Origin of the sequence: Streptococcus sp. HMSC064H09, from assembly GCF_001812625.1 — a bacterium.
GTDB lineage: Bacteria > Bacillota > Bacilli > Lactobacillales > Streptococcaceae > Streptococcus.
This window is the reverse complement of sequence record NZ_KV809566.1, coordinates 1-14,819: the sequence shown is the minus strand read 5'-3', so window position 1 is coordinate 14,819 and position 14,819 is coordinate 1. Positions and strand designations below refer to the sequence as shown.

At 40.6% G+C, this 14,819-nt stretch carries 15 protein-coding genes and 1 pseudogene; 1 reads left to right on the top strand and 15 read right to left on the bottom strand.

Annotated features, from left to right (window positions below; translation table 11 throughout):
• Positions 1-27 precede the first annotated feature (27 nt).
• The 15 genes and pseudogenes from HMPREF2867_RS02675 to ndk form a co-directional block, all read right to left on the bottom strand.
• Positions 28-336: pseudogene (locus HMPREF2867_RS02675) on the bottom strand (PhzF family phenazine biosynthesis protein); the annotation flags it as partial.
• 110 nt (positions 337-446) lie between these two features.
• Positions 447-1,967: an ABC transporter permease/substrate-binding protein gene (locus HMPREF2867_RS02670; RefSeq protein ID WP_037599951.1), complete on the bottom strand. Its 1,521-nt coding sequence runs from the start codon at positions 1,965-1,967 to the stop codon at positions 447-449.
• Complete coding sequence (locus tag HMPREF2867_RS02665) at positions 1,960-2,688, bottom strand: ABC transporter ATP-binding protein (RefSeq protein WP_060971392.1); 729 nt, start codon at positions 2,686-2,688, stop codon at positions 1,960-1,962. Before HMPREF2867_RS02665 ends, HMPREF2867_RS02670 begins: the two co-directional genes overlap by 8 nt.
• The gene (locus HMPREF2867_RS02660) at positions 2,681-3,646 is read right to left on the bottom strand and encodes a zinc-binding dehydrogenase (RefSeq protein WP_060971391.1); all 966 of its coding nucleotides are present in this window, start codon (positions 3,644-3,646) and stop codon (positions 2,681-2,683) included. The genes HMPREF2867_RS02665 and HMPREF2867_RS02660 overlap by 8 nt, the downstream gene beginning before the upstream one ends.
• Positions 3,647-3,659: 13 nt before the next feature.
• On the bottom strand, positions 3,660-4,424 hold the full coding sequence (locus tag HMPREF2867_RS02655) for a nuclear transport factor 2 family protein (protein ID WP_070575563.1): 765 nt from the start codon (positions 4,422-4,424) through the stop codon (positions 3,660-3,662).
• 3 nt (positions 4,425-4,427) lie between these two features.
• Positions 4,428-4,877, bottom strand: a complete 450-nt coding sequence (locus tag HMPREF2867_RS02650) for a MarR family winged helix-turn-helix transcriptional regulator (RefSeq protein WP_070575561.1) — start codon at positions 4,875-4,877, stop codon at positions 4,428-4,430.
• Positions 4,878-5,038: 161 nt separating this feature from the next.
• A complete protein-coding gene (gene budA / locus HMPREF2867_RS02645) occupies positions 5,039-5,758 on the bottom strand; it encodes an acetolactate decarboxylase (protein WP_002883899.1) in 720 nt (239 codons plus the stop codon).
• A 15-nt stretch (positions 5,759-5,773) separates the two neighbouring features.
• Complete coding sequence (gene alsS / locus HMPREF2867_RS02640) at positions 5,774-7,450, bottom strand: acetolactate synthase AlsS (protein WP_002883917.1); 1,677 nt, start codon at positions 7,448-7,450, stop codon at positions 5,774-5,776.
• Positions 7,451-7,663: 213 nt separating this feature from the next.
• The gene (locus HMPREF2867_RS02635; protein WP_064524365.1) at positions 7,664-8,005 is read right to left on the bottom strand and encodes a hypothetical protein; all 342 of its coding nucleotides are present in this window, start codon (positions 8,003-8,005) and stop codon (positions 7,664-7,666) included.
• Between the two features lie 98 nt (positions 8,006-8,103).
• Positions 8,104-9,483 (bottom strand): hypothetical protein, encoded by a 1,380-nt coding sequence (locus HMPREF2867_RS02630; RefSeq protein ID WP_070575558.1) that lies wholly within the window; start codon positions 9,481-9,483, stop codon positions 8,104-8,106.
• Positions 9,484-9,530: 47 nt separating this feature from the next.
• Positions 9,531-11,363, bottom strand: coding sequence for a translation elongation factor 4 (lepA, locus tag HMPREF2867_RS02625; RefSeq protein ID WP_070575555.1), 1,833 nt, complete (start codon positions 11,361-11,363; stop codon positions 9,531-9,533).
• A gap of 120 nt (positions 11,364-11,483) precedes the next feature.
• The gene (locus tag HMPREF2867_RS11320; protein ID WP_002883920.1) at positions 11,484-11,648 is read right to left on the bottom strand and encodes a hypothetical protein; all 165 of its coding nucleotides are present in this window, start codon (positions 11,646-11,648) and stop codon (positions 11,484-11,486) included.
• Between the two features lie 101 nt (positions 11,649-11,749).
• On the bottom strand, positions 11,750-12,514 hold the full coding sequence (locus HMPREF2867_RS02620; RefSeq protein ID WP_002883902.1) for a (S)-acetoin forming diacetyl reductase: 765 nt from the start codon (positions 12,512-12,514) through the stop codon (positions 11,750-11,752).
• A gap of 213 nt (positions 12,515-12,727) precedes the next feature.
• Entirely contained in the window at positions 12,728-13,021 is a 294-nt protein-coding gene (locus tag HMPREF2867_RS02615) for a rhodanese-like domain-containing protein (protein ID WP_002883925.1), read from the bottom strand.
• 1 nt (position 13,022) lies between these two features.
• Positions 13,023-13,436, bottom strand: a complete 414-nt coding sequence (gene ndk / locus HMPREF2867_RS02610; protein ID WP_176744097.1) for a nucleoside-diphosphate kinase — start codon at positions 13,434-13,436, stop codon at positions 13,023-13,025.
• Positions 13,437-13,603: 167 nt separating this feature from the next.
• Here ndk and HMPREF2867_RS02605 point away from each other — a divergent pair, with 167 nt between their 5' ends.
• Positions 13,604-14,749: a cobalamin-independent methionine synthase II family protein gene (locus HMPREF2867_RS02605; RefSeq protein ID WP_002883909.1), complete on the top strand. Its 1,146-nt coding sequence runs from the start codon at positions 13,604-13,606 to the stop codon at positions 14,747-14,749.
• Positions 14,750-14,819 lie beyond the last annotated feature (70 nt).

Below are 14,819 nucleotides of genomic sequence, written 5' to 3'. Positions count from 1 at the left end.
TTTTTCTGTCTAACTTTTGGGGTGCAGTTCAGTTGTAAAGGTTAGACTATCAACATCCACTTCTATAAATTGATAGAGAACGAAGGCAGTCGCTAAAGTAGCATGACCACACAAATCGATTTCTCCACCGGGAGTAAACCAACGTAAATCGTAATAGCCGTTCCTTTTAACCGTAAAAGCTGTCTCAGAGAGATTGTTTTCTTTGGCAATATTCTGTAAGGTATTATCCGACAACCATTCGTCCAGAAGACAAACAGCAGCTGGGTTCCCTTTAAAAACGGTATCTGTAAAAGCATCAACGATAAATTGTGAAATCGTATATTGACTAATTGGCATGAAGGGCTCCTTAATTTGTTATCTTTATTATATCTGAAAATAGGATAGAAAACAGACAAATAGTAACTAAAATAGTTATTTAAAAAGTTACTTTTTGTGCAAATTTTCCATTATTTCTTAATAACACCTTCTTTTACCAAGAAATCATGTGCGACTTGGGCAGCCGGTTTACCTGCTACTCCCACTTGGTAGTTCATCTGGCTCATTTGCTCTGCTGTGATTTTACCAGCTAACTTGTTTAGAATGCCTTCCAATTCTGAATGTTTCTTAAGAAGAGCTTCTTTCATGAGGGGTGCTCCTTGATAAGGTGGGAAGAGTTGTTTGTCATCCTCTAGGGCCACAAGGTCATAGCGAGCAAGCTCGGCATCCGTTGAATAGGCATCTGTTATCTGGATTTCACCAGACTGGATAGCCTGGTAGCGAAGGGCTGGCTCCATAGTGGAGACTTGTAGATTAAGACCATAGACTTTCTGCAGGCCCTTGTTCCCATCCTCTCGGTCATTAAACTCCAAGGTAAATCCTGCCTTGAGTTGTCCTTCCACCTTTTTCAAATCTGAAATGGTCTTGAGGCCATACTCTTGGGCAATTTTCTTAGGCACCGCGACAGCATAGGTATTCTGATAAGCCATGGGTTTGAGCAAGGCCAGGTTGTCTTGTCGCTTGATCCCATCTCGAGCCGCTTGATAGACTGCTTCTGGATCATGGTCGACTTGCGGCGCCGGCTTGAGAAGACTTTCGGTCACGGTTCCTGTAAACTCTGGATAGATATCAATATCCCCTTTTTTCAGAGCTTCATAGAGGAAGGTGGTCTTGCCAAAATTTGGTTTAACAGTCACTGTCATGTCCGTGTTTTCTTCGATCAAAATCTTGTACATATTGGCTAGAATTTCCGGTTCAGGACCTAACTTCCCAGCGATGACCAGATTTTCTTTTTCAGGTTTGGGAAGAAAACTTGGTGTATAAGATACTCCCAATCCGATAACCATTACCGCAAAAGCCACAAAGATGGTCCGCAATTTGGCCTTTTCCATCCATTTGAGAAGAAGGTTAAAGGCGATGGCTAAGAAGGCTGAAGACAGGGCACCGATCAAAATCAGACTGGCATTATTGCGGTCAATCCCCAGAAGGATAAAGGAACCTAGTCCCCCAGCTCCAATCAAAGCAGCTAGAGTAGCCGTCCCGATAATCATCACAGCTGCTGTCCGAATCCCAGACATAATGACGGGCATGGCCAAGGGAATCTCGAACTTCTTCAAGCGCTCCCACTTAGTCATCCCAAAGGCAACCCCTGCTTCTTCTAGACTTGGGTCAATCCCCTGCAAACCGGTGATGGTATTTTGAAGGATGGGGAAAATGGCATAGATGACGAGAGCTGTCAAGGCCGGAAGTGTTCCGATCCCCATGATGGGAATGAAGAGCCCCAAAAGGGCCATGGAAGGAATGGTCTGGAAGATCCCAGCTACCTGTAAAACCCAGTTGCTGGCTCTCTTGCGTGTACTTAAATAAATAGCCAGAGGGACCGCCAGAAAAATCGCAAGGAGAAGGGTCAGTAATGACAGTTGCAAATGTTGCCCCAGTGCAGTGAGCCAGTCCCCAAAGCGTTCTTGAAAGGTTGTAAGTAGTTTAGACATGGTGAGCACCTCCAAACAAATCTGCCACAAAGTCGTTGGCAGGTTGGGCTAGAATGGTCTCAGAATCCGCCACCTGCACAATCTCTCCTTCCTGTAGCACCGCAATCCGATCGCCTAATTTTAAGGCTTCGTCTGTGTCATGGGTCACGAAAATAGTCGTCATACCAAATTCTTTGTGCAAGTCTTTGGTGAGAGCCTGTAGCTGTTTGCGAGAAATAGCATCCAAGGCTGAAAAGGGCTCGTCCATTAATAGAATCTTTGGTTCCCCAATGATGGCACGCACAATCCCAATCCGTTGTTGCTCCCCACCCGATAACTCGCTTGGCTTGCGATTTGCATACTCTGCAGCAGGCAGACCTACCTTGTCCAAGAGTTCTTCAGTTTTAGAGGCTATTTGGCTTTTAGTCCACCCTTTCATCTCTGGAATTAAAGCAATGTTCTCAGCGACAGTTAGATTTGGAAAGAGAGCAATGGCCTGCAAAACATAACCAGTAGAAAGACGTAACTCTCGTTCATCATAGTCCTTGATGCGTTTTCCGTCCATATAGATATTGCCATCAGTTGGCTCCAAAAGACGGTTAATCATCTTGATCATGGTGGTCTTTCCAGATCCTGAAGGGCCTACGAGGACCATAAATTCACCATCTTCAATACGGAGATTGACATCTTTTAAAATGTCTGTATCCGTGTAGCGCAGGACTACATTTTTATATTCAATCATATTCTTCCTCAATTTTCACAATTACTTTCCCGAAGGACTGGCTACTTTCAAGATAGGTGTGCGCTTCTTGTATCTCTTCTAGTCTATAAACCTTCTCAGGCCGGACATCCACTTGATACAATTCCACAAAATCGATCAACTCTTGGAGCTTTTCATTTGAAACATTCCCCGAATAAAAGGTCGTTAAATAAACATTCTTCGCCAATTCAACAATTGGATCAAAATCAGCCAAGGTCCACTGGCCACCTAATTGACCACAAGAGCAGATAATTCCTCCTTCACTTAAGTGATGGATACTATCTTTGATATGACGAGGTCCCACTAGATCTAGAATTTTTGTGAAAGACTCCTCACTTTGCAAAACGCCATCCTTCTCCAAAATCACCTGATCAAATCCAACCGCCTTCAATTGGTCTTCCTTGACTAAATTTCGGCTAGTTCCTACCAAGTGAATCTCAGGAAATTTTCCTTTAAGTAGTTTAGCAAAAGCAATTCCTACACCACTGGTTGCTCCGCGAACTAACACGCAATCTTTCTCCTCAATCTTGAGATTAAGAAAAGAGCCATAAGTTGTGTAATAGGTTTCAGGAAGGGCAATCAAGCTTTCCAAATCAAGTTCTGTCTTGATTGGATAAATTTGCTCATTTGGGAGAAGTGTATACTCTGCATAACCTCCATCAAAAGCTCGCCCCATCTCCCCCATAATGGAAATGATTTGCTGTCCAATATTCAAATCCGGTCGTGTCGTTTCTTCCACAAGACCGACACACTCAATTCCTAACACACGAGGAAATTGAACTGACGGCGATAAACCCTGACGGGTAAAAATTTCACTGTGATTGATACCAAATCCTTGAATTTTCACCAAGGTCCAACCGGCCTTCAAAATTGGTTTTTGTCGTTCGACAACTTCTAATACCTCTGGTCCACCTGGACTGCTCACAACAACTGCTTTCATAAGGCACTCCTTCTTAAAACTTCCCTCTATTGGTCAAGTCTTCGACCTTAGGCATGACTTCCTTATTATCCCAATGCTCAACAATTTTTCCATTTTCTAAACGGAAGATATCGTATTGAGCAAAAGGCACTCCATCCATCAAGACCTGACCATAACTAACTGCATAATTCCCTTGCGCCAAGAGTTGGAAAACAAAGTCATAGGTCACATCGTGCTCGCGTACGTAGTTCTTATAAGCTTGGCTTCCTTCCCCAATCTCATGGTTATGCTGGATCAGTTCCTCTGCCACAAAGTCTTCCCATTGATCGAGTTCCTTGTTTTGGAAAATTTCTGTCAAGAAACGACGGACCAATTTTTTATTTTCTGCTGTCTTACCCAAATCCTTGATTTCAAAATCTCCAAAGATCTGATCTAGTTGTCCATTTTCAGGTTTGCGATAGTAGTCAATAACGTCCCAATGCTCAACGATACGACCATTTTCATCTGCACGGAATGTATCCGTCGTTACCCATTGGGCTTCTCCACCGTTCAGATATTGGTGAACATGAACAAAAACAAGATTTCCATCTTCAATGGTACGAACAATCTTAATATCACGTTCTGGATGACGTTTAAAAAAATCTGCAAAGAAAGCCGCAAAACCTTCTTTCCCATCTGGAACCCCTGTGGAGTGTTGGATATAGGTATCCCCTACAGAGCTAGCCTGAGCTTCTGCTACACTGCCATCTTGAATGGCTTGAAGGTATAGATTTTGTGCATTTTGTGCTTGAATAGACATGACTTATTCCACGTTTTCTTTTTTCTTTAAATTATTTATAATACGCTCTTGATAGGCCTCAAATTCTTGGATTTCGTTATCCGAAAAGCCTTGGTAGAATATCTCTCCCAGTTCCTGACTGACGCAATCTCCAATTTCTTTTTGCGCCCAACCTAATTCCGTCAAGACTACAAACTTCTTGCGCTTGTCCTGGTCACTCTGTTCAATCTTAACCAAGCCTTGCTCGACCAACTTCTTTATCATGCTAGTCAATGTGTTATTAGCTAGTCCCGTCGCTAGAGCAATATCAGTTGCAGTTACCCTTCCTTGCTCTTTTTGCCATAAGACTGTTAAAATTTTCCCTTGTTCACTTCTGTATTGAGCATCTGGTTCCTTGCTCAAGAGTTTTTGAAAGATACGCCCGTTCAACAAGCGTATCTGTAAAGCTTGGTAGCCTCCTGTCATCTTATCCATTTTTGTCTCCTTTTTATTTCTATATCGAAATATCATAGTCATTGTATCACTGTTCGTTACATCTGTCAACTGTTTCGATATCGAAATAATTATAAAAACAAAAAAACTTCCCTAATCATCTAGGAAAGTTCTTTCTATGATTTATGATGTCTTAAAAAATTTTATTCAGCCTTAGTAATATCTTCACGCATCTCATCGACATTGAATTTAGCAAAAAGATACTGACGGTCTTGCACTGGGAAACGTTGGTCGAGTTGGTCAACTGGACCAACTTCGATAATACCATTTTCAATAACAAAGTCCATAACGTGACCACCAAATGTCAAGTCGTCTGAAATAAAATGGAGGTGATACCCAGCAACACTCACACCGTGGAACATTTCTGGCGTCCAAATACCAACGATAGTACCTGAAATATTATCTACCTCGTACTCAGGTTGGCGTGTGGCAACATCAGCAAACTTAATATCGGCATTTGATTTTGGAATCATGCGCACGTGCATATGTTTAAAATGACCTTTGATTTTGATAGAACGGAAAAGATTGACCCCATCATAATAAGATTCAATACGATCCTCAAGCTCTTTATCAGTCATTTCATAACGTTGACGGAAGATAACTTCAGCTTGGTGAGGTACAACTGCTGCATAGGGTACTTTTTCATCAGGAGAAACTTCAACCACTTCGACCTTACCCTCAGACCCTTTGGCCTGATAGGCTTTACCGTCAAGAACAATCAACTCACCATCGATAGAGTCTAATGTTCCCAAACCCAAGTCTCCATGCTCCAACAATTCTCCAACTGTTAAAGTACCTCCATAAAGCCCAGCCATCAAGGCTCCCAAAGTATTATATTGAAATAATTTTATGGCTTCAGACATGTCTACACCCTCTTTTTAGTAAAATTCATCTGGCAAAATAGTTTCGCCGAGTTTAATATTATCTTTATAGTCGATTGGAACATCAATAAGGACTGGTCCATCTACAGCTTGAGCCAAAGCTTCTTGAAGCAAGCTAGCAAACTCTTCTTTACTTGTTGCACGATAACCTTTCGCTCCAAAGCTCTCAGCATATTTTACAAAATCTACAGGACCAAAGTCAACCCCAGATGAACGACCGTACTTCATTTCTTCCTGGAATTCCACCATATTGTAATGGCCATCGTTCCAGATAATATGAACAATTGGCAATTTCAAACGAACTGCCGTTTCCAATTCTTGTGCTGAGAAGAGGAAACCACCGTCACCAGAGATAGAAATGACTTTTGTCTTAGGACGAACCAAAGCTGCAGAGATGGCCCACGGAAGAGCAACCCCTAAAGTTTGCATCCCATTAGAGAAAAGCAAATGACGTGGTTCATAAGATTTGAAATAGCGAGCCATCCAAATATAGTGACTACCAACGTCAACGGTGACTGTCATATCATCTTTGGTTTGGTCTTGCAAAACTTCAATCAAATCTAGCGGATGTACCTTTCCTTCTTCAGGTCGGCGATCAAACTTAACATCCTCAACAACGTTATTCTTCAACCCTTTAAGGTATTCAACTGATCCTTCAGGTAATTTATAACCTTGAATAGCTGGCAAGAGCAAATCTAAAGTTGCTTCAACATTACCAATCAACTCACGTTCTGGCTGGAAGTAAGTATCCACCTCAGCAGGTTCAACGTCAATTACAATGATACGCGCTGAAATTTCAGCATTCCAGTTACGTGCTTCATACTCGATTGGGTCATAACCAATGGCAATAATCAAGTCAGACTTCTTAAGCAACATGTCCCCCGGTTGGTTACGGAAAAGACCCACACGACCAAAGAAAGTATCTTCTTCAAGGTCACGTGACACGATACCAGCTCCTTGGAAAGTTTCAACAACTGGTAATTTGACATGCTTCAAAATTTGACGAATAGAGTAAGTTACAGCTTCTGATGAGGCACCATTCCCCAATAGAAAGACTGGCAATACAGCATTTTTAATCGCCTGTGCGAGATAGTTAATATCAGAAACAGATGCTGAACCAAGTTTTGGATCTGTCATAGGCTTGATAGCCTTAACACTGACCGGAGCATCAGTCACGTCTTGAGGAATTGAAATAAAGCTTGCACCCGGTTTCCCTGACTTAGCATGGCGATAGGCATTAGCAACCGTTTCAGAAAGTGTATTAGCATCATGTACTTCAGCAGCATACTTGGTAATCGGTTCAAGCATAGCAACGTTATTCATTGATTGATGGGCACGTTTCAAAAGATCTGCACGCTTAACCTGACCACCAATAGCAAGAACAGGATCTCCTTCATCTGTCGCTGTTACCAAACCAGTAGCCAAATTTGAGACACCTGGACCAGATGTTACCAATACTACACCGGGTTTCCCTGTGATACGTCCAACACCTTGAGCCATAAAAGCAGCATTTTGCTCATGACGGGCAACAATCAATTCAGGTCCCTTATCTTCCAAGGTATCAAAAACCCTATCGATTTTTGCACCTGGAATCCCAAAGACATAATCAACATCATGGTTGATCAAACTATCAACCACTAAATCCGCACCATACAATTGCTTTTCTTCTGACATGAACACAGTCCTTCTGGCCCTAAAATGATAGAGCCAATTTTCCTTTCAAGTATAAGTCACAAAGTGTCAAAGTCTGCTCGTTTTTTCACAAACTTTTATCACTTCACAATTCTGTTATCATTATAGCACAGTTTTCAGACAATCTTGTGAAAAAAAGATTGTGAAATTTTGAACTTCCATCGCAAAAAGAAACACCCGATTACTATCAGATGTTCATGAATTTTTTACCTTAGCAAACTCTCGATTAAGATAATTTTGCAAGCCTTCAAAAATCTCTATTAACTGGAGATAATTAGACAAGCTTGAGCGACCAGGGATATCTACGACATCCAAAGAAATGCGTTCCAAGTCCTTTTCATAGAGAATGCGGAAGGATACCACTGCTTGATCAGAAAAATAATTCTCCCCTGCCAAAATAAAGCACTCATAGATGATGCCAACAGGATTAGCAACCTTCAATTCAATACGAACTGCGCCTAATCCCAAGGCCTCCACTTGCTGAAAACGCTCCAAAATAGCCTGTCGCTGACTGGGAATAAAACTCATGATATCCATAGTGGCCCTCCCAAGATTCCTTTTTGTCTATTATAGCCTAAAGCTGAGAAAAATGCTTGTAATGGGTTTGTAGAAGCCACATAGACATTCAAGAATACTTAGTCGCCACCTTTGTAGTCTCTAAAGTCTGACTTAATACTGGAATCATAATCATGTTTGTCCACCCAATCCTTTATATCAGCAAAAGAATGGATATCTTTCTTAATACCAGCACTGTCCTCCACGGAAACCACAATCGCATTTTCACCATTTGTCCCTAACCAATGTAAAATATCATTTGTTTGTTCTTCAGGAGAAAAATAGATTTGTGATTGTGTTTCGTACTCTCTATCTCTATAAGTCTCATATTGAGCTAATTGCTTTTTATAGGCATTATATTCCCTATCGTAATCCTTTTGAACTTTTTGACGTGCTTTTTCGTAAGCTCGATAGTCTTTCTGATAGTCTTGTTGAGCCTTTTTGTTAAGAATCTCACTGAAACTTAAAGTTTTAACAGGAAAAATCGAATCAGGAAAAACATTTAATTCTGGAACTTTCTTTGGTTCACTTGGTTCATCAGGACCTTTCCTTTTCACTGGCTCAGTTGGACCAGCTGGAAAATCTCCCTCCTTGCCTTGACGGGTCATTACTTTAAATTTCTTTATTGTATTACTATTTGTTGTTGTCTGATTTACAGCTTCTTGGTAAATATGCTTGACTTCAGGATTGTCGTTAAATAGATTAATCTGACTCTCCTCTTTGGCAGTGTCCACATTATCAATTTCTATGATAAGGTTTAGCTGAGCAGATAAATAGCTGTCCTTTGGGGCTGGTGATTTCCTTAAAAGCTCATCCAAGTTTCCTTCTCTCTTTAAATACCCCCACATGGTGCTATCATTCATCTGATTACGAGCAGAGCTTTTATCACCAAAATAAAGCAATTCATCCTCACTATAAGAATAATCTGGTAAATTGCTAGTTAAAAATTGGTTCGTATCCAAATTGTAAGCGAATTGCTTGTCGCTTCGAGTATTCCTCAAGAAAACATAATCATAACCATCAATCGTTCTTAAAGACACAGCCAATTCTTTGATTTCCTTAAAATCTTTGACTTTCTTCAAATATGGAGTCAGATTAATAATTTTCTTTTTAAAATCTTTGTTAATATCATAAACTACCAAATGAGCTTGATGGAGACTACTCATGGTATCGTAATAGCGAACAAAATGGTTTCTACCAATCAACTCAGTAGCTACGTTATCTTCAGAATTATAGTAAGTGGGTTCTTCCTGACTAATAGCAACATACTGATGGCGACTACCAAAAATCTCATTGTCAGTTACCTTATCCGCTTTTAGAGCAATCTGTAATTCTTCTACAGCTTTTTCATGAAATTTATGTTTGACATAAGCATTTCCTAAAAGGAAAAGTGTAAGTAAAGTCGCAGTATAAATCCTTCCACGCTTTGAGAAGGGAAATCTTAAAATCTTCTTTATCATAACTTTTTTACAAAAATAGCCAGAACATCACATTCTGACTATTACTTTTATTTCTCATCTTCGTCCATTGAAAGTACTGACAAGAAGGCTTCTTGTGGTACTTCAACCGAACCGATGGCTTTCATACGTTTCTTACCGGCTTTTTGTTTTTCGAGGAGTTTACGTTTACGTGAAACGTCACCACCGTAACACTTAGCCAAGACGTTTTTACGAAGGGCTTTGATATCTGTACGGGCAACGATTTTTTGACCGATAGCCGCTTGGATAGGCACTTCGAATTGTTGACGTGGAATGATTTTCTTAAGTTTATCAACGATAAGTTTTCCACGCACGTAAGCAAATTCCTTGTGAACGATGAAGCTAAGGGCATCGACCTTGTCACCATTAAGGAGAATATCCATTTTCACCAATTGTGAACGGCGGTATTCTGACAATTCATAGTCAAAGCTTGCATAACCACGTGTTGATGATTTCAATTTATCAAAGAAATCAAAGACGATTTCGGCAAGTGGAATCTGATAGATAACATTAACACGATTATCATCGATATATTCCATGGTTTCAAAATCACCACGTTTACGTTGTGCCAACTCCATAACCGCACCAACATATTCTTGAGGAACCATGATTTGAGCTTTAACATAAGGCTCTTCGATAGCATCAATGCGTGTAGGATCTGGGAACTCAGATGGGTTAGACACTTCAAGCATCTCACCGTCAGTAGTATTAATATGGTAAACTACCGATGGTGCTGTCATGATGAGGTCGATGTTAAACTCACGTTCCAAACGTTCTTGGATAACATCCATGTGAAGAAGACCCAAGAAACCACAACGGAAACCAAAACCAAGGGCTTGAGACGTTTCAGGTTCAAATTGAAGACTGGCATCGTTCAACTGGAGTTTTTCAAGGGCTTCACGCAAGTCGTTATATTTATTTGACTCAATTGGGTAAAGACCTGCAAACACCATTGGGTTCATTTGCTTATAGCCATGGAGTGGCTCTGCAGCTGGATTATCTGCAAGTGTCACGGTATCACCGACACGGGTATCCGCAACAGTCTTAATTGAGGCTGCGATATAACCAACATCACCTGTCGCAAGGTAATCACGTCCAACAGCTTTAGGTGTGAAGATACCAACCTCAGTAACATCAAAAGTCTTGCCATTAGACATCATTTGAATCTTATCGCCTGGTTTAACCATTCCGTTAACCACACGCACTTGGAGGATAACCCCACGGTAAGCATCGTAAACGGAGTCAAAGATAAGGGCTTGGAGAGGTGCTTCGACGTCACCTTGAGGTGCAGGCACTTTCTCAACGATTTGCTCGAGAATCTCTTCAATACCAATACCGGCCTTAGCTGATGCAAGCACAGCTTCAGAAGCATCTAGTCCGATAACATCTTCAACCTCTGTACGCACACGTTCAGGATCTGCAGCTGGAAGGTCAATTTTATTGATTACAGGTAAGATTTCCAAGTCATTATCAAGGGCCAAGTAAACATTGGCAAGAGTTTGGGCTTCAATTCCTTGAGCTGCATCCACCACCAAGATGGCACCCTCACAGGCAGCAAGAGAACGTGACACCTCATAAGTAAAGTCCACGTGTCCCGGGGTGTCGATAAGGTGGAAAATGTATGTTTCACCATCTTTAGCTGTATAGTTAAGCTCAATGGCATTTAGTTTAATAGTGATTCCACGTTCACGCTCAAGGTCCATGCTATCAAGAAGTTGCGCCTGCATCTCACGACTTGACACTGTTTCAGTCTTTTCCAAGATACGGTCAGCAAGGGTTGATTTCCCATGGTCAATATGGGCAATAATAGAGAAGTTACGAATCTTCTCCTGTCGTTGTTTTAATTCTTCAATATTTGGCATTTTTATCTTCCTAGTTCTTACTTGTGATTATAAAAAAAACTAATCGTTACCTTCTATTATACAAAAAAGACAGGCTTTTGCCTATCTCTAATATCTGCTTTCTGACTGCATTAGTCCTTCCTATTTCTTAAAAGTATCGTTGTAGTGCTTATTAATAATTGCTGAGCGCTTGTTTTCAGTTGAACTACTTGAAAATGGCCCCAACCCACAGGCAAGTACAACAACTCCTAATAGAATAAGGCAATAAAATGGATGCTCAACAATATAGTGTAAAATATCTGACATAGGAAGACTCCTCTTAAATCATAATCAATTACGATTATATTATCAGAAATATTATGTTTTATCAAGCAAAAAAAGAGAGCTTTTCGCTCTCCCTTATAATCTTAATGAAATTGCATACCACCATCAACGATGATTGTTTGACCTGTGATGTAGTTTGAGTCAGGTCCAGCAAGGAAGCTAACTGCTGCTGCTACGTCTTCAGGTTCAGACAAACGTTTGAGGGTAATATCTTTAGCAAAAGTTTGCATACCCCATTCATCATCTTTACCAGCATTTTTACCAACTTCGTGAGCAATGTCAAACATCATTGGAGTCTTAACGATACCTGGTGCATAAGCATTGACAGTGATGCCTGAATCAGCCAAATCACGCGCCAAAGTTTGAGTGATACCACGCACAGCAAATTTAGTACCACCGTATACAGTCAAGTTAGGGTTACCAACGACACCAGCCTGAGATGTTGCATTGATGATTTTACCACCATGGCCGAGTGCTTTAAATTGTGCTTGTGCAGCTTGAGCACCCCAGATAACACCACCGACATTGATGTTAAATGTACGTTGGAACTGTTCTTCAGTAATTGTATCAAGAGGTGTTGTTGGAGCCACACCGGCATTATTAACAACAACATTCAAATCGCCAAAGTGATCAACAACTTTTTGGAAAGCAGCTGCTACTTCAGCTTGTTTAGACACATCAGCTACAACTGCAAATGCTTTATCTGCTGACAATTCAGCAACCGCTTTTTCAGCAGTTTCAGCGTTGTAGTCCAATACTCCGACTTTAAAACCATCTTCAACCAAACGTTTTGCAATCGCAAAACCAATACCTTGACCTGCACCTGTAACAATAGCAACTTTTGACATACGAAATCCTCCTCTACCAATTGAAGTCATAGGCTTAATTACAAGTCCTATCTCAATTGGAATACGCTAAGTTAGTCAAGTTCTGGCAAAGTCATTTTTCATAGGCTTTGTCTTAACTCGATTAAAATTCTACCCCTTTATAAAAACGTTGTCAAGTAATTATCAAACTTTTCTGAAAACAAATAAGACCACTCCTGGGTGACCTTATTTCTATTATTCTTCAAATTCAAAACCTAGTGCTTCCATATCGTCCAAGCCACCTAGATTAGTCACCTTAGTATAGCCTCGCTCTTTAAGAACTGATGCAGCAAATTTTGCACGAGGGCCCATTTTACAATAGAGGTAAATGGAAGCGTCTTTTTCAGCTGGAATGTCAGCAGAGAAAAACTGGGTGTGAGGTATTAAGAGGGCATCCTTAACATGTCCTTCTGCATACTCTTCTGGACTCCTGACATCAATTAACAGTCCACCCTTGGCTATATCAAACTGAATCTGTGCTAAATCCATCCTACTCACCAAACCAAATCTGAATTTCTCGAGCCGCAGATTCCTCTGAATCAGAGCCATGAACAATATTTGGAATCATGTCACCATCTGGTGCTGTTGCAAAGTCTCCACGAATCGTTCCAGGAGCAGCATCGCCTGGATTAGTTGCTCCCATCATATCACGCCATGACTTGATAACACCTGGACCAGAAATAATGCCAATCACTGATGGACCACACATCATGAATTCTGCAATGCTAGGAAAAAAAGGTTTATCAACCAATTGAGCATAATGTTCTTTAAGACGTTCTTCGTTAAGTGTCAGCATTTCCATTCGTTCAATAATAAAGCCACGACGTTCAATACGATCAATCACTTGTCCCATCAAGTGTCGTTTTACAGCATCTGGTTTAATAATAAAAAATGTTTTTTGCATGTTCCCAACCTTCATTGTTTTCTTTTCATTTTACCATAGGAAGTATCATTTTGCAGACCAAAACCTTATATAGTCTTAAACTATACCCACAGAAAGAAAATAACTATTTTCAATCGAAATAAATAAAAAGTATTATAGATGTAAAAACTTATTTTGAGGTGAATCTTATGACAAAATCTAAATTTCAATTAGTTGGTTCTCTCCTTCGTCCTGCAGATCTCCGTAAATACAAGGACGAAATCGAGCACCGTGACGACATCCAGTATCCTTTCTACGATGCCCTCCCTGGTTATCAAGAAACTGAAACCGCAGATATTAAGCAAATTGTGGCTGACCAAAAGGCTAATGGTATTGACATCCTTACTGATGGTGAGTTTGGGCGTTCTATGTGGCACTTGGACTTTGTCTGGGGTCTCAAAGGTATTGAACGTTATATTGCAGAGCATGGCTATACATTTAAAGATCACGACGGCGGACAATATGAGACTCGTAAAGATATTGGTATTCGTATCACCGAACCACTCTCAGGTAAAAACCACCATTATCTAGATATCTACAAATTGGTTAAGGCTGAAGCTGGTGATGAAGATACTAAGCAAACTATCTGGGGCCCGGCTCATGCTTATACTGAACTTGCTATCTTTGACCGTTTGGCTGGTCCTGGTCAAGTATATGAAACAAACGAAGACCTCAAAAAAGGTTTGATTAATGCCTATAAAGAATTCTTGGAAGAATACAAGGCTGTAGGTGGAAAAATTGTTCAATTTGACGACTGTCTCTGGGAACTCTTTGACCCATCAAACCCTGCAAGTTTCTTTGCGGAAGGTAATTCTGATTTGGCAGAATTGGCTGATGAGTTTGTAGCTATCAATAACGAGGTTGTAGACTATGCCCACGAACTTGGTTTAACGGTTTGGACACACAACTGCCGTGGTAACTATGAAAGCCGTTCTGCTGCCGAAGGAACTTACGAAGCCATTGCTAAGAAGTTCTTGGCAGAGCAACACTATGATCGCTTCTTCCTTGAATGGGACAGCGATACAGCTGGTGATATCAAGGCTCTCGAAGCCCTCAAAGATAGCAAAGCTGAAGTTGTACTAGGACTTTTGTCATCTAAAACAACTGAACTTGATGACGAAGAACGTGTTCTTGACTTACTTGAAAAAGCTAGTCAAATCCTTCCTAAAGAGCGTCTCTTCCTTTCTCACCAATGTGGTTTCGCCTCATGTGACTCAGGTAATGAGTTGGCAACACCACAACAATGGGCTAAAATTAAACAAGGTCAAGATATCGCTAAGAAATTCTTTGGTTAATTGAATACTTTTAGATTTGAAAAATCCCTTACCGCATTTGTACTGACCCCAAAAAGTTAGACATTTAATT